Source organism: Streptomyces sp. NPDC058401 (assembly GCF_042722885.1).
Taxonomy (GTDB): Bacteria; Actinomycetota; Actinomycetes; order Streptomycetales; family Streptomycetaceae; genus Streptomyces.
This window is the reverse complement of the sequence record NZ_JBHXKA010000004.1, coordinates 99858-119371: the sequence shown is the minus strand read 5'-3', so window position 1 is coordinate 119371 and position 19514 is coordinate 99858. Positions and strand designations below refer to the sequence as shown.

Below are 19514 nucleotides of genomic sequence, written 5' to 3'. Positions count from 1 at the left end.
ACGAAAGGCCCCACCCATGCCCCTCCAACGCCGGATCCTGATCCTCGTCTCCGCCGTCGTACTGCTCGCCGCCATCGGTGCGCTCGCCGTCGTACGGGCCTCCTCGCGCGCCGAGGAGAAGAACAGGGTCCAGGCCGGAGGGCCGCCGATCACCCGCGGCGAGGTGTCCCTCGCCGCGGGCGACGGAGGTCGGCGCATCGTCTTCCGGAACATGGCCTGGGGGCCGCACCGCGACGAGCTCGCCACCGCGGCGGCCGGCGCACCCGAAGGCCCGCGCACCACCTCCGGGGTCAGCTGCCTGCGCTTCCACGCGGCCGCCGGCACCGGGATCTGCCTCCGGGCCGACAAGAGCGGGGTGCAGGACGCCTACAAGGCGGTGGTCCTCGACCCCCGGCTGAAGGAGGTCGCCACCCGTCCGCTGGCGGGCATCCCGACCCGTGCCCGCGTCTCGCCCGGCGGCCACCTGGTCGCCTGGACCGTGTTCGTGGGCGGAGATTCGTACGCCGGTACGAACTTCTCGACCCGGACCTCCCTGCTGGACCTGCGCAGCGGGACGTACGACGCCTCGCTGGAGGACTTCACCATCCACAAGGACGGCAAGACCTACCGCAACGCCGACGTCAACTTCTGGGGGGTCACCTTCGCCGCCGACGAACGGACCTTCTACGCGACGCTCGCCACCGGCGGTCAGACCTACCTGGTCCGCGGCGACCTCGTGGCACGCACGGTGACCACGCTGCGCGAGAACCTGGAATGCCCCTCCCTGTCGCCCGACGGGACCCGCCTCGTGTTCAAGAAGCGGGTGGCGGGCCTGTCGCCGGACGCGCCGTGGCGGCTGTACGTCCTGGACCTCGCCACGATGGCCGAGGCCCCGCTCGCCGAGGAGCGCAGCGTCGACGACCAGGTGGTGTGGACGGACGACAGGACCGTCGTGTACTCGCTGCCCGGGGACTTCGGCGCGGACCTCTACTCCCTGCCCGCCGACGGCAGCGGGGCCCCGGCCCGGCTGATGACCTCGGCCCTCGCCCCCGCCTTCCTCGGCTGACACCGGGAAGAGGGGGCGGGGCAGGGGGCACGCACAGGGGCTGGCACAGGGGTTGGAACAGGGCGTTCGGGACCTCGGAGAAGGACCGTTACGCCGGGATGAGCGTCTTGCGGCGCCGCTTGCGCTGCGCCGCGGCCGACAGCCGCAGCTCGATGACCGACCGCACGGCCGGCCACTCCTCGTCGAGGATCGAGTAGAAGGCCGTACTGCGCACGGCGCCGTCCAGGCCCCGGGAATGGGCCCGGCGGACCCCTTCGCTGGTGAACCCGAGCCGTTCCATCGCGGCGCGCGAGCGTCCGTTGCGGGCGTCCGCGCGCAGCGAGATCCGCCGGACCCCCCAGGTCTCGAAGGCATGGCGGAGCAGGAGCAGCTTCGCCTCGGTGTTGATGCCGGTGCCCTGGGCCTGCGGAGACAGCCAGGTATTGCCGATCTCGGCGGCATCGGGGATCGCCGTGGCCGGATCGCCGAACGGGACCCCCGGCACGGCGGGCCACACCAGCGGCCCCTGCCAGTAGTCGAGTTCCAGGAACCGGGTCGAACCGACCACCCGATCGTCGGTGGCTCTGACCACCGCGAAGGGGAGCGATCGACCCGCCGCCTGATCGGCGAGGGCACGGTCGATGTACTCGTGTGACGCCTGCAACCCGTGGGGCACGGGAGTGAAGGCGTAAGTCGTACGATCCTCGGCCCCGGCCATGGCCAAGGCCTCGGTGTGGTGGGGGGCGAGGGGCTCAAGCCGCACGGAGCGGCCGGCGAGGAGTACGGGTACGGGCACGGAGCCTTCGGTCCTTCTGGGCGGTGGGGTGGTTGCACAGTCTGCGTCCCTGACGTCGCCCCCCGTGCAAAACACGGGTGAAAGGCAACGGGCTGTCAGGTGAACGCGAGTGGCTCAATGTAGCCCCTTAGGGTCCTTCCATGAACCCCCAAATTGGCAATGGCGTGACACTCTTTTTCGAGGACTTGGGTCCCCGCGACGGAGCCCCCGTAATCCTGATCCACGGACATCCGTTCAACCACTCGATGTGGTCCCCCCAGACGGCCGCACTGACCACGGCCGGTTACCGGGTGATCACCCCTGACCTGCGGGGATACGGGAAAAGTCCGGTACTGCCGGGCAAAACGCTGCTCGCCGACTTCGCCGATGATCTGGCCGCTCTGCTCGACCGTCTGGACGTCGAACAAGCGGTCGTCGGCGGTGTGTCCATGGGTGCCCAGATCGCCATGGAGTTCCGGTTGCGCCACCCGGGCCGGGTACGGGCCCTCGTCCTCTCCGACACCTCCGCCGCACCGGAATCGGAAGAGGGCAAAACCTTCCGCCGGAACCTCGCCGAGCGCCTTCTCGCGGAGGGAATGAAGCCCTATGCCGACGAGGTCATCGACAAGATGCTCGCGCCCTACAACGTGACCGGGATGCCGCAGGCCGCGGCCGAGGTCATCGGGATGATGTGCGCCACCGACCCCGAGGGTGCGGCCGCCGCGCTGCGCGGGCGGGCCGAGCGGCCCGACTACGCCCCGGTGCTCGCGGCGCTGCCGGCCGAGGTGCCCTGCCTGATCGTGGTCGGCCGGGACGACGTCTACACCCCGGTCGCCGAGGCCGAGTCCCTGCACGCCCTGGCCCCGCACTCGGTGCTCGCCGTGGTGGAACGGGCCGGGCATCTGCCGGGCGTGGAGCAGCCGGAGGCCTTCAACCGGGCGCTGCTGGAGTTCCTCGCGGGAATCTGACCCGAAAGCCCCGCCGGGCCCCGGACGGGCGGACGACCGCCCGGGCCGGGGCTTTCGGCTGTCCGACGGGTGACGAACGGGACTCCCGGAGAGTGCCGAACGGGGCTACCGCGCGCCCGGCGGGCGGTGTCAGTCTGTCTGCAGGGTGGTGCGCAGCCGGTAGCGGTCCCCGCTGTACTCCACCGTGGACAGCAGCAGTGGCCGCTGCTGCTTGGTGTACACCGTCTGGTCGAGTACGAGTACGGGCGCGCCCTCGGCGATGCCCAGGTGGCCGGCGAGCTCCCCGTCGGCGTTGCGCGCCTCGATGGTCGCCTCGGCGCGGTCGGGTTCGACGCCCCAGCGGCGCAGTTCCTCGAAGAGGGAGGTCTCGCGGAAGTCGGTACGGGCCAGGTCCGGCGCGAGTTCGGCGACGACCAGGGTCCGGTCGACGGCGATCCGGACGTCGTTGAGCAGCCGGACCCGCTCCAGGCGCAGCAGCGGGGTGCCGGCGGGCACGTCGAGGCGGTCGGCGTCGTCCAGGGACGCGGTGACGGTGTCGTGGCGCAGCACCACCGAGCTGGCGCGCATGTGCTTGCGCCGGGCGGTGGCGGTGAAGGACTCCAGGTCCTTGGGCCACTCGCGGGCGGGCGCGGGTGCCACCGGCGCCGCGACGAACCAGCCGCGCCCGTGGGAGGCGGTGACCAGGCCCTGTTCGACGAGGCGGGCGAGCGCGCGGCGCAGGGTGACGCGGGAGACGTCCAGCCGGGTGCACAGTTCGCGCTCGGGCGGCAGCTTGCTGCCCTCGGTCAGGCCGCGGCGGGCGATCTCCTCGCGGATGCGGTCCGCGGCCTGGGCCCACAGGGGGTCCGCGGCGCGGGCGCCGGAGGAGGCGGCGGCGAGGGCAGCGTCGTCGGTCATGGGGTGAAGCATACCTCTTGCTACCACTTCGGCTGGCGTCAGTCCCAGGGGAGTCGGGACCTAAGCCCTCGTCTTGATGTTTTCCGTAAGACCACAAGAGACCACCGTTGACCAATCCAAAACCACTGGCTACCTTCGAGTCGTCCCCACCACCCCGCTCGACGAGGAGCACCAGATGAGTACGGCCACAGTCCCGGCCACGGCGCCGGCCGCCGGCAAGAAGCCGGGCCGGATCATGCCGGTCCTGCAGCGCATCGGCCGCAGCCTGATGCTGCCCGTGGCCACGCTGCCGGCCGCGGCCCTGCTGACCCGCCTCGGCGGCGCCGACCTGCTGGGCCGCGAGAACTTCCCGGTGATCATCCAGAAGCTCGCGATGGTCCTGGCGGCGGCCGGTGACACCGTCTTCGCCAACCTGCCGCTGCTCTTCGCGGTCGGCGTGGCCATCGGCTTCGCCAAGAAGTCGGACGGCTCCACCGCACTCGCGGCCGTGGTCGGCTACCTGGTCTTCAAGGCCGTACTCGCCAGCCCCGCCTTCCCCAAGGGCGTGGACGGCGAGCCCCTCGACGCCAAGGTCCTCGGCGGCATCGTGATGGGCATCGTCGCGGCCCTCCTCTACCAGCGGTTCAGCCGCACCAAGCTGCCCGAGTGGCTCGGCTTCTTCGGCGGCCGCCGCCTCGTCCCCATCCTGAGCGCCTTCGCGGGCGTCGGCATGGGCGTGGTCTTCGGAGTGGTCTGGCCCACCGTCGGCGGCTGGTTCTTCCACTTCGGTGAGTGGCTGGTCGGCACCGGCGCCTGGGGCGCGGGCCTCTTCGGCCTCGTCGTCCGGGCCCTCATCCCGATCGGGATGCACCACTTCTTCTCGGTCTTCCCCTGGTTCGAGGCCGGCTCCTTCGTCAACCCGACCACCGGCACCGAGGTGCACGGGGACATCGCCCGCTTCCTCGCCGGCGACCCCACCGCGGGCCAGTTCATGACCGGCGGCTTCCCGATCTACATGTTCGCGCTGCCGGCCGCCGCCATGGCCATCGCGCACACCGCCCGGCCCGAGAACCGGACCATGGTCAAGGGCATGATGATCTCCGTCGCCCTGACCTCCTTCGTCACCGGCGTGACCGAGCCCATCGAATTCGCCTTCATGTTCGTGGCCCCGCTGCTCTACGCGATTCACGCCTTCCTCTTCGGCGTCTCGATGGCCGTCTGCTATGCCCTCGGCATCCGCGACGGCTTCGGCTTCTCCTCCGGTGCCATCGACTACATCGTGAACTACGGCATCGCCACCAAGCCCTGGATGCTCATCCCGATCGGCCTGGCCTTCGCCGCCATCTACTACGTGCTCTTCCGCTGGGCGATCGTGAAGTTCGACCTCCCGACACCGGGCCGCGAACGCGACGAGGAAGGCAAGCCGCTCACCAAGGCCGACGCCTCCTGAGCCGGCGGCCGGCGGCCCCCGCCGACCGGCCCCGCCCCGCCCGACCGTTCCGCCCGACCCCTCCGCACGATCGCCCGCCCCCGCCCGCCCGACCCGGCGGGGGCCCGCGACCCCCAGACTTCGCTAAGGACCCCCACCATGTCCGGATCCCGCATCACGTTCCTCGAAGGCCAGGCCGACCAGGGCGCCGCCCTCGCCCGGATCGCCGACCGCGTCCGCACCCAGCTCGCCTCCCCGGAACTCGCCGGACTGCGCGCCGCCGAGCGTCCCCTGTTCACCGGCATCGGAGCCTCGTACGCCGCCCTCGCCGTCCCCGTGCAGCAGCTCCGCGACGCCGGGATCGTCACCCAGCGCGTGCTGTCCAGCGAGATCGAGACCGGCACCGCCGGCTTCGACACCGACTGCCTGATCGCCGTCTCCCAGGGCGGCCGCAGCTCCGAGACCATCGCCGCCTTCGAGTGCGCCGCCCCCGGCATCACGAAGACGGCCCTGCTCAACGTCGTCCCGTCCCCGCTCGGCGACCTCGCCGACCTCACCGTGGACCTCGGCAACGAGCCCGACTCGTACGCCTCGACCATCGGCTACACCGGCACGATCGTCGCCCTCGACCTGATCGCCGGGGCCGTCGCGGGCCGCGCGGGCGACCCGTGGGGAGAGATCGCCGAGCAGACCACCGCGATCCACGCGCAGGCCACCGAGATCGTGGCGGGCCTGCGGGAGCGCGGCGCCCGCTGCATCGCCTCCGACGGCGTGGCCGCCGGGGCCTCCCGCGCCTCCGCCGAGGAGGGCGCGCTGCTGCTCCGCGAGGTGGTGCGGATGACCGCGGCCCACTCCGCGACCCGCAACTACCTGCACGGCGAGATGGAGTCGGCGGGCAACACCCTCCACCTCGTCTACGGCGACGGCCGCGAGATCGAGCTGGCCCGCTCGCTGGCGGGCGCCGGCCACCTCACGCTGCTGATGACCACGGCCGAGGTGGAGCCCGCGGACAGCCTGTCGGTCGTCCGCCTGCCCGCGGTCGCGGACGCGGTCCGCGTCGTCCTGGAGACGGTGGTCCTCCAGGAACTGGTGGCTCAGCTCAGCGCCGAGCGGAACGTCCCGATCGAGTCCTTCGTCTTCGCCAACGACGACACCAAGCAGGGCGGCCTCGACATGTCCGACTTCGAGGTAGCGGCCTTCACCCAGGCCTGAGCCCCGGCAGACCGCCCCCACGACCCGCGGACCCTCCGGATCCCGCGGGTCGTGGCATGTGTGCGCCGACCCTCGGAGCCCCACCGCTCCCCGGCCCGGGACGCGCGCGTGCGGCCTGGGATCATGCACGGATGGATCCCTTGTCGACGGACCTTGTCCGCCTCGCCGCCACCGGTAGGTTCGGAGACTTCTTCGTCGGTGCCCGGCTGTCCGATCTCATCGTGGCGAAGGGGGAGCCCGAGTGGTCGGGGCGCATCCAGGAGGAGCGGCGCTGGCCGCACTGGTTCTGCTACGGCGGTCTGGAGATCGTCTTCTGCCGGTGCCGGCTGCTCGACCGGATGTTCGTACCCGTTTGGCGTGACGGGCTGGAGATCCCGGGGGCCGGCCGCGAACGGGGATACAGCGTCTCGACACCGGTCACCGAGTCGCGGTTCACCGCGGTCCTCGAGGCCGCCGGAATCGCCTGGCGCACGCAGTGGTCGCCGACCCTGCCGGACCAGCGCACGCTCCTGACCGACCCGGATCCCGGCATCGTCGCCGACTTCGTCTTCGTCGCGCCCGACGGCGAGGATCCGGGCACGGCCGACTGGCCGCTGGAGAAGGCGGGTACGTACGGACTGAACCACGGCGCCTGCCCGGAGACGGACCCGAGTCTGCCTGACGACGGCTACGGAGCCTGAGGTGGACGGCGTACTGCGGGAGCTGCGCTCCGTCGGGCCCTTCTTCACCGTGGCCTGTGGGGAGGAGCCGCCCGGGCCGGGCTTTCGGCCGCTCGGGGAGCTCTACGGGGAGCGGCTCGGGCCCTACGTCGCCGAAGTCGGGCGGCGCATCGGCAGCGGGCCGGGGCGGGTGGCGGCTTCGACCGCGCAGTTCGGGATCGTCTCGCGGCTCTGGTCGCTCGGGCTCGGCTGCGCCGTGCTCGCCGGGCGGGTCCCGGACCTCGGCCCCGGCAGCCTGTGGTGGCGGCTGCCCGGCGCGGGGTCGCTGGAGCTGTGGCTGCCCGAGCCCGCCGAACTCCCCGGGGAAACCCCGGCGGGGGCCCTCGCGGACACCGTCCTCGGCAACCTCGCGGTGCTCGACACGGCGCTGCGCGAGCAGTTCGGAGTCTCACCGCTGGTGCTGCGCGGCAACGCCGCCTCCGGGCTGGTCGGCGCCGTCCGGGTGCTCACGGACCGGGTGCCGGGGGAGGCGGCGGCCGAGCTCGCCGCGGGGCTGCTCGCCGACGGCGGCCCGCTCGGCGGGACCGGAACCTATCTCCACGAACCCGGCCTCGGGGTGGCCTTCACGCGCCGCAGCTGCTGCCTGTACTACAAGGTGCCCGGCGGCGGACTCTGCGGGGACTGCGTCCTGCGGACCCGGTAACGGAGCCCGGGGCCGTTCGGAGCAACTGAGCGTGTGGCGCACGGCGAACCGCCCGCCGGCGCTTCTACGTTCCCTGCCATGAAGCACGAACACACCGCCTCCGAAGCCCCCGCCCCCGCCCCCGCCCGCGGGGTCTCCCGCCGCACCGCCCTGACCGGCTTCGCCGCCGCCGGGGCCGGAGCCCTCGCCGTCGGAGCGGGTGCGGGCCCCGCGTCGGCCGCACCGGCGCCCGCCACGACGGCACCCCGGGCCGCCGCCGCCCCCGACCCCTCGCCGGGCGCGATGAAGCTCTTCGCCGACCCGGGATTCAACTTCGCCGGACTCTTCGCCCTGGGCGCCGCCGGCATGCGGGCCTCCGAGGTCGGCGAGGTCCTCACCGCCGTCAACACGATCAACGCCGCCGGACTGTCCGAGCAGACCTTCACCGACACCTTCCGCGGCTGGGGCGACCGTCTCGCCGCGCCCCCGGCCGCCGTCCGGCACGGCAGCGAAACCCCCTCGCAGACCCGCAGGTTCCGCTCGCTGCGGGCGTCCCAGTACTACGCCCAGGCCCTGTTCTACGTACTGGGCACCGACCGCCCCGGCGACGAGCAGGAGGTCTACCTCCAGGGGCGCCGAGCCTGGGACACCTTCACGCAGCTCTGCTCCCCGGCCGCCGTCCGCGCGAAGGTCCCGTACGGCAACACCCGGCTGCCGGTCTGGTTCTTCCGCCCCGAAGGGCACCGACCGTCCGAACCCCGGCCGACCGTCATCCTGACCAACGGCAGCGACGGCCAGAACGTCGACATGTGGACCTACGGGGTGTCCGCGGCGCTGGACCGGGGCTGGAACGCCCTCGTCTACGACGGTCCGGGCCAGGGCGAACTCCTCTTCGTCCAGGAGCTGTCCTTCACGCCCCGCTGGGAGAAGGTGGTCGGCCCGCTGATCGACTGGCTGGAGCAGCGCGAGGACGTGGACCGCACGCGCATCGCGCTCACGGGCCTCAGCATGGGCGGCAACCTCGTCGCCCGCGCCGCCGCCCTCGAACCCCGTATCGCGGCCCTCGTCTGCCAGCCCGGCTGCGTCAGCCCGTGGCTCGGCTTCGACAAGGAACTCCGCGACGTGGTCACCGCCGACAAGGCGGAGACCAACCGGGTGTGGAACGAGGAGGTGGTACCCGAGCTCACCCCGCAGCTCGCCTACACGGTGAAGAAGCGGTTCGAGATCTTCTCCAAGGAGGCGCTGCGGGCGGCCCGCGCCGGGCGGATCTTCACCGACCTGTGGACCCCGGCCCAGCGGGCCATCAGCCTCGACGTCACCGCCGTCGTCCCGCGGATCAAGGCCCCGACGCTCGTCCTGGACTACGACTTCGAGCAGTTCTACCCCGGCCAGCCCCAGCGGATGTACGACCTGCTCCGCTCGCGGCGCGAGTACGTGAAACTGACGGAGGCCACCGGGGCGCAGTTGCACTGCTCCCCGATGGCCCCGCAACAGCACTGCGACCTCGTCTTCGACTGGCTGGCCGACGTCCTGCACCGCTGACCGGGCGGCAGCGGACAGGAGCCGGCCGGCCGGCTAGAAGGTCAGGTTCCAGGCGTCGATCTTGCCGGTGTCCGCGTTGGCGTTGTCGTTCACCCGCAGCGTCCAGACACCGCCCGCGACCTCGCTGGAGGCGTTGACGGTGAAGGTCTGGATGATGTTGTCCGTGCTGCCGCCGGCCCGGTTGCTCAGGACGTAGACGGAGCCGTCCGGAGCCACGAGGTCGACCTTGAGGTCACCGATGTAGGTGTGCTTGATGTCCACGCCCACCTTGAGGGTGGCCGGCGCGTTGCCGGTCACCCCGCTGACGGTGAGGGTGCTGTTCACGGTCGCGTTGTCGGTGATCGCGACGTCCGTGAGGTTCTCGAAGTACTTCCCGGCAGGCGGGGTCGAGCCGCCGACCGCCTTCAGCGCGTCGACCTGGCCCTCGCCGAAGAACCCGTTGTTGGCCGTGGTCCCCTTGCAGCGGGTGTCCGACGGGCAGGCGGTGTCGTTGGCCTGGGTGGCCAGCGCGGTGCGGATCTGCGCCGGGGTGAAGGTCGGGTTGGCACTGGCGATGAGCGCCGCGACGCCCACGACGTGCGGGGTGGCCATCGAGGTACCGCTCTTGGTGCTGTAACCGCCGCCCGGAGCCGTGGAGTAGACGTTGCTGCCCGGCGCCGCGACGTCGATGACGCCCTGGCCGAAGTTGGAGAACGAGGCCTTGGTGGTTCCGGTGCCGTTGGCGGCGACCGTGACCACGCCCGGGAGCTCGGTGGGGATGTCGAGGCAGGCGTTGGTGATGGTCCGGGTGGTCGGCGTCGAGTCGTTGGGGCTCGCCGAGTCCGTGGTCTTGTTGGCGAGGTCGTAGTCCTCGTTGCCCGCCGCGGCGACCTGGAGCGAGCCCTTGCTCTCCGCGTACTCCTGGGCGCGCTTGACGCCCTCGATGATCGCGGCCTGGTCGATGTTGTCCGGGCAGTTGAACTGCCACGGGTCCGTGTAATAGCTGTTGTTGGTGACCTTGAACCCGTGGTCACCGGACCACACGAAGGCGCAGATGGTGTTCTCGGCGAAGAACAGCGAGGTGCCCGGCTCGGCCACGCGGACCGAGGAGATCTTCACGCCGGGGGCCACGCCGACGACGCCCTTGCCGTTCTTGGCGGCGGCCACGGAGCCGGCCACGTGCGTGCCGTGGGTGTCCACGTCGCGCCAGGCGCCGACCCGGGTGTCCGCCTTGCCGTAGGCGCAGGAGGCGGAGTCCGCGGCGTTGAAGTTCGGCGCCAGGTCCTGGTGCTGGTCGTCGACGCCGGTGTCCAGGATGCCGACCTTGACGGAGGCCGATCCGGTGGTCACGGCCCAGGCCTGGTCGGCCTTGATCTGGCTCATGTCGGCGCGCACGGGCTCGCCCGCGGGGGTCGTCGACTGGGACGGGTTGGCGGGCAGCGCCGGGTTGTAGGCGTCGGCCGGCACGTCCGAGGTGCGCGTCGCGCCGACCTTCTGGACCCCGCTGACCCCGCGCAGGGTGGCGGCGAAGGTCGAGGAGGTCGAGTGGGCGACGATCACGCCGATCTGGTCGTAGTACGAGAAGACCGTGCCGCCGTTCGCCGTGACGGCGGAACGGACCGCCGAGCTGTCACCGGCAGCGGTGATCACCACGTAGGCGCGGGTGCCGGCAGCCCAGGTCGCACTCTGGGAAGTCGGCGCCGGGGCCTGGCCCTTGGCCTTGGCGGGGGCGGAGGTGCCGGGAATCCCGGCCGGGGATACGGGCGCCGTGCCGGCGAGCGCGGCCGGTGCCCCGAAGGCCAGGGCCGCCAGGGCGGCCGCCAGTACGAGGGTGCGTCGAGGTCGGCTGGATATGTGGGGTATCAATGCGTCCTCCGAAGACGGCCCTGCGGTGCGGGTGGCACCTACCGGGCCGTACGAAACGAGTGGTGGACGCAAGATGTCAGAACCGTGCCCCGATATGGAAGTACCTTTTACAGCTAGACCGTTCATCCGATCTTGGCTGGAAAATGACTCCCGTACGAGGTGTCGGGTCCGGCCGGGCTGGGCACCGTGGGGGCGAGCCCTGCCCGGCCGGTCCGCGGGCGGCCCCGTCAGACGGGGATGCCGTCCTTGGTGCCGCCCGGCTGTGAGGGTACGGCCGCGGCCTGCTCGTACGCCTCGTCGGTGAGCGTGGTTTCGTCGAACGGCAGCCGTCCCGCCAGGACTTCGGTGGCCCGGTCCCGGTCGAACTCCTTGGTCCAGGTGCCGATCAGCACGGTCGCGATCGCGTTGCCCGCGAAGTTGGTCAGCGCCCGCGCCTCGCTCATGAACCGGTCGATGCCCACGATCAGGCCGACGCCGTCGACCAGTTCAGGCCGGTGCGACTGGAGCCCTCCGGCGAGCGTGGCCAGGCCGGCGCCCGTCACCCCGGCCGCGCCCTTCGAGGCCACGATCATGAACAGCAGCAGGGAGATCTGCTCGCCGAGGGCCAGGGGCTTGCCCATCGCCTCCGCGACGAAGAGCGAGGACATCGTCAGATAGATCGCGGTGCCGTCCAGGTTGAAGGAGTAGCCCGTCGGGACCGTGATGCCGACCACCGGCCGCGAGACGCCCACGTGTTCCATCTTCGCGATCAGCCGCGGCAGCGCCGACTCCGAGGAGGAGGTGGACAGGATCAGCAGGAACTCCCGGCCCAGGTAGCGCAGCAGGGCGAAGACGCTGATCCCCGTACACAGCCGCAGCAGCGTGCCGAGGACCACGAAGACGAAGAGCAGACAGGTCGTGTAGAAGCCGATCATGATGACCGCGAGGGACTTCAGCGCGTCCATTCCGGTCGCCCCGACCACCGCGGCGATCGCGCCGAACGCGCCCACCGGCGCCGCCCACATGATCATCGCGAGCACCCGGAACACCAGCTTCTGCACGTGCCCGATGCCGCGCAGCACCGGCTCGCCCGCCGCGCCCATGGCCTGCAGCGCGAACCCGCAGAGCAGCGCCACCAGCAGGGTCTGCAGCACCTCGCCCCCGGTGAAGGCCGACACCAGCGTGGTCGGGATGATCCCCAGCAGGAACTCCGGCGTGCTCTCGGCGCCGCCGGCCTTGGCCTGTGCCTCGCCCGCGTGCCGGGCCGCCTCGGTCAGGTGCAGCCCGCTGCCCGGCTCCAGCAGATTGCCCACCACCAGCCCGATGGCCAGCGCCACCGTGGACATCACCATGAAGTAGCCGAGCGCCAGCCCGCCCACCGCGCCGACCTTGGCGGCCTTGCGCACCGATCCGATGCCCAGCACGATCGTGCAGAAGATGACCGGAGAGATCATCATCTTGATGAGGTTGACGAAACCGGTGCCCAGCGGCTTGAGCTCCACGGCCGCGCCGGGCGCGGCGAACCCGACGGCGATGCCGAGCAGCACCGCACCGATCACCGCGATGTACAGATAATGCGTCTTGTCGCGCCTGGCGGCCACGATGCCTCCCGGTAGTGCACTTCGCCTCCCCGATGGCGAAGGCGTCCCGGGAGGACCATCGCCCGCCGCTGTGACCCCGGTCACCCTTGCGTTCATAGAGTTCACGCCCGGGTGCACACTGAGCGCCATGTTCCGCTTCCCCCGGCCGCCGCGCAGCCTCGCCGGTCAGCTCTTCGCCATGCAGGTGGTGCTGGTCGCCGCGGTCGTCGCCGGTTGCGCCGTCTTCGCGTACGCGACCGCCCGCGACCAGGCCGAGGAGGCCGCCCGGAGCCAGGCCGGAGCGGTGGCCCGCGCGGTCGCGGACTCCCCGTCGGTACGGGAGGCGGCCCGGGGGAACGGCCACGAGGCCCTACAGCCCTACGCGGAGCGGGTCCGCATCGACGCGGGCGTGGACTTTGTGACGATCATGGCTCCGGACGGACGGCGCTGGACCCACCCCGACCCGATGCGCATCGGCGAACCCTTCCTCGGCAACACCGCCCCCGCCCTGCGCGGCGAGACCTTCAGCGAGACCTACACCGGCACCCTCGGCCCCTCCCTCCGCGTGGTCACCCCGATCACCGACGACGGCCGGGTCATCGGCATGGTCGCCGCCGGGATCACCGTGCGCTCGGTCAGTGCCCGCCTCGCCGCGCGGCTCTCCGCCCTCGCCTGGGTGGCCGGCGGGGCCCTCGCCCTCGGCGGAGCGGGCACCTACGTCGTCAACGCCCGGCTGCGCCGCCACACCCACGGGATGAACGCGGCCGAGCTGAGCCGGATGTACGACTACCACCAGGCGGCCCTGCACGGGGTCCGCGAAGGACTGCTCATGCTCGACGGCCGGCGCCGGATCACCCTCGTCAACGACGCGGGCCGCGAACTCCTCGGCCTGCACGGGGAGGTCAAGGGGACCGCGGCCGCCGACCTCGGCCTGCCCGCCCCCCTCACCGGGGCCCTGCTCTCCGACCGCCCCCGGGTGGACGAGGTCCACCTGACGGTGGACCGCGTGCTCGTGCTCAACAGCGCGCCCGTCGCGGGCGGCGGCCGCCGGGGCACCGTGATCACCCTGCGCGACCACACCGAACTGCTTTCGCTGACCGGAGAGTTGGACCAGGAACGCGGATTCACCCGGGCGCTGCGCGCACAGGCCCACGAGGCGGCCAACCGGCTGCACACCGTGGTCTCCCTCATCGAACTCGGCCGCAGCCGGGAAGCGGTGGACTTCGCCACCGCCGAACTGTCCCTGGCCCAGGCCCTGACCGACGAGGTGATCGCCGCCGTCGGCGAGCCGGTGCTCGTCGCCCTGCTGCTCGGCAAGGCCGCGCAGGCCCACGAACGGGGCGTCGAGCTGGTCGTCACCCCCGACAGCGGAGTCATCGGCGCCGGGCCCGGCGGCCCGCCCGCGCGGGACCTCGTCACCGTGCTCGGAAACCTCGTCGACAACGCCGTCGACGCCCTGACCGGTGTGCCCGGCGGGCGGATCTCCGTCACCATCCGCCCCGACGGCCCGGACGGGCCCCACGGGCGCGGGGTGCTGATCGGCGTGGCCGACAACGGCCCCGGACTCCCCGAGGGAGCGGACGTGTTCCGGCGCGGCTGGTCGGGCAAGGGTGAGGGGCGGGGCCTGGGCCTCGCCCTGGTGCGGCAGGTGGCCGACCGGCACGGCGGCAGCGCAGACGCCGGCCGACTGCCGGACGGAGGCGCGCGGTTCACCGTACGACTGCCGGCGCGCAGGGAGCCGCGCGGGGAAGGGGACGCATGAGCACGTCCGAGGTGCGGGTCCTGGTCGTCGAGGACGATCCGGTGGCCGCCGACGCGCACGCGCTCTACGTCGGGCGGGTGCCCGGCTTCACCGCCGTCGGGGCCGTCCACTCCCTCGCGGAGGCGACCCGGGTCCTGGAACGGACCCGGATCGACCTGCTGCTGCTCGACCTGACCCTGCCCGACGGGCACGGCCTGCGCTTCGCGCGCCGCCTGCGCGCCGCGGGCCACCCCGCCGACGTGATCGTGGTGACCTCGGCGCGGGACCTGGGGGTCGTCCGGGAGAGCGTCTCCCTCGGGGTGGTGCAGTACGTACTGAAGCCCTTCGCCTTCCCCACCCTGCGCGAACGGCTCCTGCGCTACGCCGAGTTCCGCGCGTCGGCGGCGGGCGAGGCGGCCGGCCAGGACGATGTGGACCGCGCGATGGCGGCCCTGCGCTCACCCCGGCCGGCCGAACTCCCCAAGGGCATCGGCGGGCCGACCCTGGACCGGGTCGCCGCGCTGCTGCGGGCGGCCCCCGAGGGGCTGACCGCGGGCGGGACGGCCGAGGCGGCCGGGATCTCCCGGATCACCGCCCGCCGGTACCTGGAACACCTGGTGGACACCGGCCGCGCGGACCGCACCCCCCGGTACGGCCAGGTCGGCCGCCCCGAACTGCACTACCGCTGGCTGGCGGCGGCCCCGGCCGGGGCGAGCACCGGCTCGGTGTCGAAGGTGTAGAACTTCCGGTGGTCCAGCATGTCGGCCGGGGTCACGTCGTTCCACGGCCGCATGGTGTCGTTGAGGTCCACGACGTTCGGGGTGCCGGCGGCCGGCAGGTAGGCCGACTGCGGGTGCAGCGCCTGCCAGTCGGCCCACAGCTTGTCGATGAAGGCGTGGTGCATCCAGAACACCGGGTCGTTGGGGGAGACCCCGGTGGCCATCTGGCCGCCCACCCACACGTGCACCCGGTTGTGCAGGTTGGCCCCGCGCCAGCCCTCCAGGGCGTTGCGGAAACCGCCGGAGGAGCTGTTCCAGGGAGCCGCGTCGTACACCGGCATCGCGAGGACGGCGTCCACCTCGGCCCGGGTCGGCAGCTGGGCCACCCCGGTGCCGAGCGCGCGCCGCAGGTAGGAGCGCCCGTCGACCCGTACGGCTATCTCCCACTTGCCCGCCGCGTACGCGAACGCTCCGTCGAGCACCTGCCCGTCCCGGGCCCGCCCGGTGCCGCCGAGGAAGTCGGCGGCCCAGAGGGAGGAGCGGGCGGTCCGGTCGGCCGTCCAGTCCCAGTAGGGCAGGGCCACCGACGGATCAACCGCCTGCAGCGCCGCCTCGAACTCCAGCAGGAACCGCCGGTGCCAGGGCAGGAAGGAGGGGGAGCGGTGGCCGACCCGGTCACCCGAGTCGGTGTCGCTCATGATGAAGCCGTTGTGCGTGGTGACGAAGCGGTCGTAGCGGCCGGTGCGCTTCAGCTCCAGGAGCGCGGCGACGAACGCCCGCTTCTCCTCGGGGGTGAGCGCGGCCTGGTTCTTGCGGATGGTCATCACATGCCGCCCATCGGGAGGAGGACGGCGCCCTGGAGATCGCGCACGGCGGCGCGGGCGAGCGGGAGCGGGCCGGAGAAGGTCTCGTAGTGGTTGACCACGCTGATCCAGCTGCCGTCGGCGTTCCGCATCACGTGGAGTTCGCGGCCGTCTATGAGGACGGTCGGCAGACCGGGGGACTGGTGGCCCCCGTGGTGGCCGCCGTGGTCGTCCCCGCCGCCCGCGGCGGGGACTATCCGTATCCGGCGGCCCTGGTAGACCTCGTCGACGGTGCCCGCGGGGGTGGCGGGGACAGCGGTACGGGATCCGGTGACGGCGGCGTGCGCGGTGGCGCCTGCGAGGCCGAGGGCGGTGAGTGCGCCGGCAGTGGCGCCCAAGGCCTGTCGGCGGGTGATCTTGTTCATGGCCGAAGAGGTATCAGGGCGCCGAGAACAGAGGACTGCTATCCGGACATGCGCGGATAAGTTGCCGGTCGAACTAGTTGGATGATCTTCCCGTCCGCACCGGCTCCAGCGGTCCGGACGGGAAGACCTATGCAAAAAAGCTTAATGGACAGGAAATCCTGCGGTCACACGGGGTGGCTATGGAAGGGATCACACCGAGGAGTCGGCCGGAAGCCGCAGTGAGAACCGCCCTCCGGGGCCCGGTCCGGCGTTCAGCGTCCCCCCGTGCGCCGCTGCGATGTCCCGCGCGATGGCCAGCCCGAGACCGGTCCCGCCCGCGTCCCGGCTGCGCGAGGCGTCGAGCCGGGTGAAGCGGGTGAAGATCCGCTCCCGGTCCGCCCCGGGGACTCCGCCGCCGTCGTCGCGGACCTCCAGGACGACCTCGCCGGGTCCGGTGGTGACGGTCACCGTGACGGTCTCGCGGGCGTGCCGCTGGGCGTTGTCGAGCAGGTTGTCCAGCACCCGGGCCAACTGCCCGCGGTTCCCGCGGACCAGGGCAGGTGCCCCGGCGGTGCCCGCCTCGGCCGGCGCCGATACCGATGCCGACACCGGTACCCGCCCTTCGGGGCGCCGGGCCAGGGTGTCCCGTACGAGGTCGCCGAGGTCGAGGGTGGTCCGCTCGGGGGTCTGGCCCGCGTCGAGGCGGGCCAGCAACAGCAGGTCGTCCGCGAGCTGCTGTACGCGGATCACGTCGTCCAGCAGCTCTCCGCCGTGCAGGAGCCGCGGATGGGCGATCCCGACCTCCACGTGCGCGCGGAGCGCGGCGATGGGATTGCGCAGCTCGTGCGAGGCGTCGGCGACGAACCGGCGCTGACGGTCCATGGACTCCTCCAGCCGGTCCAGAGTGGAGTTCACCGTCCGGGAGAGCCGGGCGACCTCGTCGCGCGAGGCCGGCACCGGCACCCGGCGGCCCAGGTCCCGCTCGGTGATCTCCGCGACCTCGGTACGGATCGCCTCCACCGGACGCAGGGCCCGCCCGGTGGAGCGCCAGGTGACGGCGGCCACGAGGAGGACCAGCAGCGGGATGCCGGGGACCATGGAGCGCAGGATCAGGCCCTGGGTGTACCGGGCGGTCTCCAGACTGGTGGCGGCGTACACGGTGACCCCCGCACCGTCCGCGGTCTTCGCCCGGACGGCGACGAGCCGGAACGGGTGGGGGCGGGGATCGGGTCGCAGCGCCAGGTCCAGGCTGCGGGCGGCCGCGTCGTGGCCGTCGGCGGGCTCGAAGGAGGCCACGGGGCCGCGGCCGGCCAGGTTGTGGCTCGCGGCGAGGACCCGGCCGTCGTCGGTGACCACTTGGAGCAGGCTGTCCTCACCCTCGGGTACGGCGAGGCGGTCGACGAGCCGCCCCGAGCCGGTCACCCCGGCGACGGCCTCGGCGCGGGTCAGCGCGGTGCGCTCGGCGGAGCCGACCAGCCCGTGGCGGATCACCCCGAGCAGGCCCGCGCAGGCGGCGAGCAGTGCGACGGTGACGATGGCGACGGCCCCGAGCATGGTCCGCACGCGGACCGAGCCGAGCGGCAGCCGGAAGCGGGGGGAGCCGGAGGAGGCGCGGACGACTGAGTGGGGCCGCGGCCGGAGGCGCTTCACGGGGTGGCGGCGGGCTGCGGGACGAGCCGGTAGCCGATCCCGCGCGCGGTGTGCAGCAGCGGCTGCGCGGTGTCCCCGAAGGGGCCGTGGAGCTTGCGGCGCAGCGCGCTCACGTGCACCTCCACCACGTTCGGATCGCTGTCGGCGGGCAGGTCCCAGACCTCCTCCAGCAGGGCGCCCTTGGAGACCGCGACCCCCGGCCGCCGCGCGAGCGCCGCGAGGAGGTCGAACTCCTTGGCGGTGAGCGGGATCTCGGCACCGGCCCGGGTGCACCTCCTGGTCCCGGGCTCCAGTACGAGGTCGCCCGCCTCGACGACGGCCGGCCGGCCGGCGGCCCCGCGCCGCAGCAGGGCGCGCAGGCGGGCCTGGAGCACCAGGTAGGAGAAGGGCTTCGTGAGGTAGTCGTCGGCGCCGGTGTCGAGGCCCTCCGCCTCGTCGTACTCGCTGTCCCTGGCGGTGAGCATCAGGATCGGAGTCCAGAGACCGGCGGCCCGTACGGTCCGGCACACGCGGTGTCCGTCGAGGCCCGGCAGCATCACGTCGAGGATGATCGCGTCGTAGGCGTCGGTGAGCGCGAGCCGCAGACCCTCCTGCCCGTCGTGGGCCACGTCGACCCGGAGCCCCTCGGCCTCGAATCCGCGGCGCAGGACGGAGGTCAGGGAGACCTCGTCCTCGACGATCAATATGCTGCTCATTGTCCGGATCCTACCTATTGGTGTGGGGTCTCCTCAGCGGCGGGTGTGCTGCGACCAGTCGTAGTGGTCCTGTCCGAGGTTGTCGGAGCGGTCGCGGATCTCCTGCTCGGAGGGGCGGCCGGAGCTCCTGCCGTCGCCGCTGCCGCTGCCGTTTTCGGGGTCGTCGCCGTTGTCGTTGCGGCGGTCCTCCTCCTTCTGGTGGCGGGCCACCCCGCCCGTCTTCGCGCCGATGTCGATCGCGTGCCGGACCGGGCCGTCGCTGACCTCGATCTGCCACAGCGGCCCGCCCTCGGTGCCCTGGATGGACAGTTCGGAGACGAAGCCCGCGCCCGCCTTCGCCACGGCGGTGCGGACCGCGTCCTCGCGGTCCACGCTCGCGGCGGCCAGTTTGGCGAGCGGGATCTCCAGGTGCTGGCGGGCCCGTTCCGGCATCCGGTCGGCCCGGTTGCCCAGCAGCGCCCCGGTGGCCGCGTCCACGGTGAGGTTGTGCACGCGCGGCTCGGCGGTCACGACGTCGATCGCCCAGACCTCGGTGCCGTCCTGGGTCTCCAGTTCCACGTCCGTGATCCTGCCGCCGGGCACCGACTCCTCGGCGGTCGCCATGGCCTGGATGCGGGAGGTCTGCGGGCCGCCCTGTTCGGCCGGGCCCTGCTCCGGAGCCGCCGCGGGGGTGCCGGAGGGCTCGGGGGCCGGCGCCGAGGCCGCGGCCGGGGCCGCGCTGCCGGCGGCGCGGGCCTTGTCCACGCCGGCGTCGGAGCCCGAGCCGCCGCAGGCGGTGAGCGAGAGGGTGAGGGCCCCGGCCGCGAGGGTGGCGGCCAGCAGGTGGCGCCGGCGCGCGGCGGCCGGGGCCTTCCCGGCGGCCGTGGCCGTGGCGGTGACTGTCGTGGCGGCGGCGGCGGTGGCGGTCGTGCGGACGTGCATGGGGCCCTCC

At 72.7% G+C, this 19514-nt stretch carries 18 protein-coding genes; 9 read left to right on the top strand and 9 right to left on the bottom strand.

Features of this window, described 5'->3' with window-relative positions; all coding sequences use genetic code 11:
• Nucleotides 1-16 precede the first annotated feature (16 nt).
• A complete protein-coding gene (locus tag ACFWNV_RS02790) occupies nt 17-1045 on the top strand; it encodes a TolB family protein (protein WP_383939449.1) in 1029 nt (342 codons plus the stop codon).
• An 88-nt stretch (nt 1046-1133) separates the two neighbouring features.
• Here the strand turns inward: ACFWNV_RS02790 and ACFWNV_RS02785 are convergent, their stop codons facing one another.
• Nucleotides 1134-1820, bottom strand: a complete 687-nt coding sequence (locus tag ACFWNV_RS02785) for a GNAT family N-acetyltransferase (protein ID WP_383939446.1) — start codon at nt 1818-1820, stop codon at nt 1134-1136.
• A gap of 140 nt (nt 1821-1960) precedes the next feature.
• Between ACFWNV_RS02785 and ACFWNV_RS02780 the strand changes: the two genes are divergently transcribed.
• The gene (locus ACFWNV_RS02780; RefSeq protein WP_383939443.1) at nt 1961-2767 is read left to right on the top strand and encodes an alpha/beta fold hydrolase; all 807 of its coding nucleotides are present in this window, start codon (nt 1961-1963) and stop codon (nt 2765-2767) included.
• A gap of 129 nt (nt 2768-2896) precedes the next feature.
• Here the strand turns inward: ACFWNV_RS02780 and ACFWNV_RS02775 are convergent, their stop codons facing one another.
• Nucleotides 2897-3664 carry a GntR family transcriptional regulator gene (locus ACFWNV_RS02775; RefSeq protein WP_383939440.1) on the bottom strand — a complete coding sequence of 256 codons (768 nt, stop codon included), beginning with the start codon at nt 3662-3664 and terminating at the stop codon, nt 2897-2899.
• 175 nt (nt 3665-3839) lie between these two features.
• Here ACFWNV_RS02775 and ACFWNV_RS02770 point away from each other — a divergent pair, with 175 nt between their 5' ends.
• The 5 genes from ACFWNV_RS02770 to ACFWNV_RS02750 all read left to right on the top strand — a co-directional run bounded on the left by ACFWNV_RS02770 (nt 3840) and on the right by ACFWNV_RS02750 (nt 9167).
• Nucleotides 3840-5093, top strand: a complete 1254-nt coding sequence (locus tag ACFWNV_RS02770) for a PTS transporter subunit EIIC (protein WP_383939437.1) — start codon at nt 3840-3842, stop codon at nt 5091-5093.
• A gap of 138 nt (nt 5094-5231) precedes the next feature.
• Nucleotides 5232-6284: an SIS domain-containing protein gene (locus ACFWNV_RS02765; RefSeq protein ID WP_383939434.1), complete on the top strand. Its 1053-nt coding sequence runs from the start codon at nt 5232-5234 to the stop codon at nt 6282-6284.
• A 140-nt stretch (nt 6285-6424) separates the two neighbouring features.
• Complete coding sequence (locus ACFWNV_RS02760; protein ID WP_383939431.1) at nt 6425-6964, top strand: hypothetical protein; 540 nt, start codon at nt 6425-6427, stop codon at nt 6962-6964.
• A 1-nt stretch (nt 6965) separates the two neighbouring features.
• Nucleotides 6966-7646 carry a (2Fe-2S)-binding protein gene (locus ACFWNV_RS02755; RefSeq protein WP_383939429.1) on the top strand — a complete coding sequence of 227 codons (681 nt, stop codon included), beginning with the start codon at nt 6966-6968 and terminating at the stop codon, nt 7644-7646.
• 78 nt (nt 7647-7724) lie between these two features.
• Nucleotides 7725-9167 (top strand): alpha/beta hydrolase family protein, encoded by a 1443-nt coding sequence (locus tag ACFWNV_RS02750; RefSeq protein ID WP_383939426.1) that lies wholly within the window; start codon nt 7725-7727, stop codon nt 9165-9167.
• A 33-nt stretch (nt 9168-9200) separates the two neighbouring features.
• Here the strand turns inward: ACFWNV_RS02750 and ACFWNV_RS02745 are convergent, their stop codons facing one another.
• Together ACFWNV_RS02745 and ACFWNV_RS02740 are read right to left on the bottom strand one after the other, a co-directional pair.
• Nucleotides 9201-11012 carry a S8 family serine peptidase gene (locus tag ACFWNV_RS02745; protein WP_383939424.1) on the bottom strand — a complete coding sequence of 604 codons (1812 nt, stop codon included), beginning with the start codon at nt 11010-11012 and terminating at the stop codon, nt 9201-9203.
• 227 nt (nt 11013-11239) lie between these two features.
• The gene (locus tag ACFWNV_RS02740) at nt 11240-12592 is read right to left on the bottom strand and encodes a cation:dicarboxylate symporter family transporter (protein ID WP_383939422.1); all 1353 of its coding nucleotides are present in this window, start codon (nt 12590-12592) and stop codon (nt 11240-11242) included.
• 127 nt (nt 12593-12719) lie between these two features.
• Between ACFWNV_RS02740 and ACFWNV_RS02735 the strand changes: the two genes are divergently transcribed.
• Both ACFWNV_RS02735 and ACFWNV_RS02730 read left to right on the top strand, forming a co-directional pair.
• Complete coding sequence (locus ACFWNV_RS02735; protein ID WP_383939419.1) at nt 12720-14333, top strand: ATP-binding protein; 1614 nt, start codon at nt 12720-12722, stop codon at nt 14331-14333.
• Nucleotides 14330-15052: a response regulator gene (locus ACFWNV_RS02730; RefSeq protein WP_383939416.1), complete on the top strand. Its 723-nt coding sequence runs from the start codon at nt 14330-14332 to the stop codon at nt 15050-15052. Before ACFWNV_RS02735 ends, ACFWNV_RS02730 begins: the two co-directional genes overlap by 4 nt.
• On the opposite strand, the gene ACFWNV_RS02725 is transcribed toward ACFWNV_RS02730, so the two are convergent.
• The 5 genes from ACFWNV_RS02725 to ACFWNV_RS02705 form a co-directional block, all read right to left on the bottom strand.
• The gene (locus tag ACFWNV_RS02725) at nt 14992-15855 is read right to left on the bottom strand and encodes a tyrosinase family protein (RefSeq protein WP_383939413.1); all 864 of its coding nucleotides are present in this window, start codon (nt 15853-15855) and stop codon (nt 14992-14994) included. The genes ACFWNV_RS02730 and ACFWNV_RS02725 overlap by 61 nt on opposite strands.
• Nucleotides 15855-16259, bottom strand: coding sequence for a tyrosinase family oxidase copper chaperone (locus tag ACFWNV_RS02720; RefSeq protein WP_383939410.1), 405 nt, complete (start codon nt 16257-16259; stop codon nt 15855-15857). The genes ACFWNV_RS02725 and ACFWNV_RS02720 overlap by 1 nt, the downstream gene beginning before the upstream one ends.
• A 189-nt stretch (nt 16260-16448) precedes the next feature.
• Nucleotides 16449-17888: a sensor histidine kinase gene (locus ACFWNV_RS02715; protein ID WP_383939407.1), complete on the bottom strand. Its 1440-nt coding sequence runs from the start codon at nt 17886-17888 to the stop codon at nt 16449-16451.
• Nucleotides 17885-18583, bottom strand: coding sequence for a response regulator transcription factor (locus ACFWNV_RS02710; RefSeq protein ID WP_383939404.1), 699 nt, complete (start codon nt 18581-18583; stop codon nt 17885-17887). The genes ACFWNV_RS02715 and ACFWNV_RS02710 overlap by 4 nt, the downstream gene beginning before the upstream one ends.
• A 33-nt stretch (nt 18584-18616) precedes the next feature.
• A complete protein-coding gene (locus ACFWNV_RS02705; protein WP_383939401.1) occupies nt 18617-19504 on the bottom strand; it encodes a PepSY domain-containing protein in 888 nt (295 codons plus the stop codon).
• Nucleotides 19505-19514 lie beyond the last annotated feature (10 nt).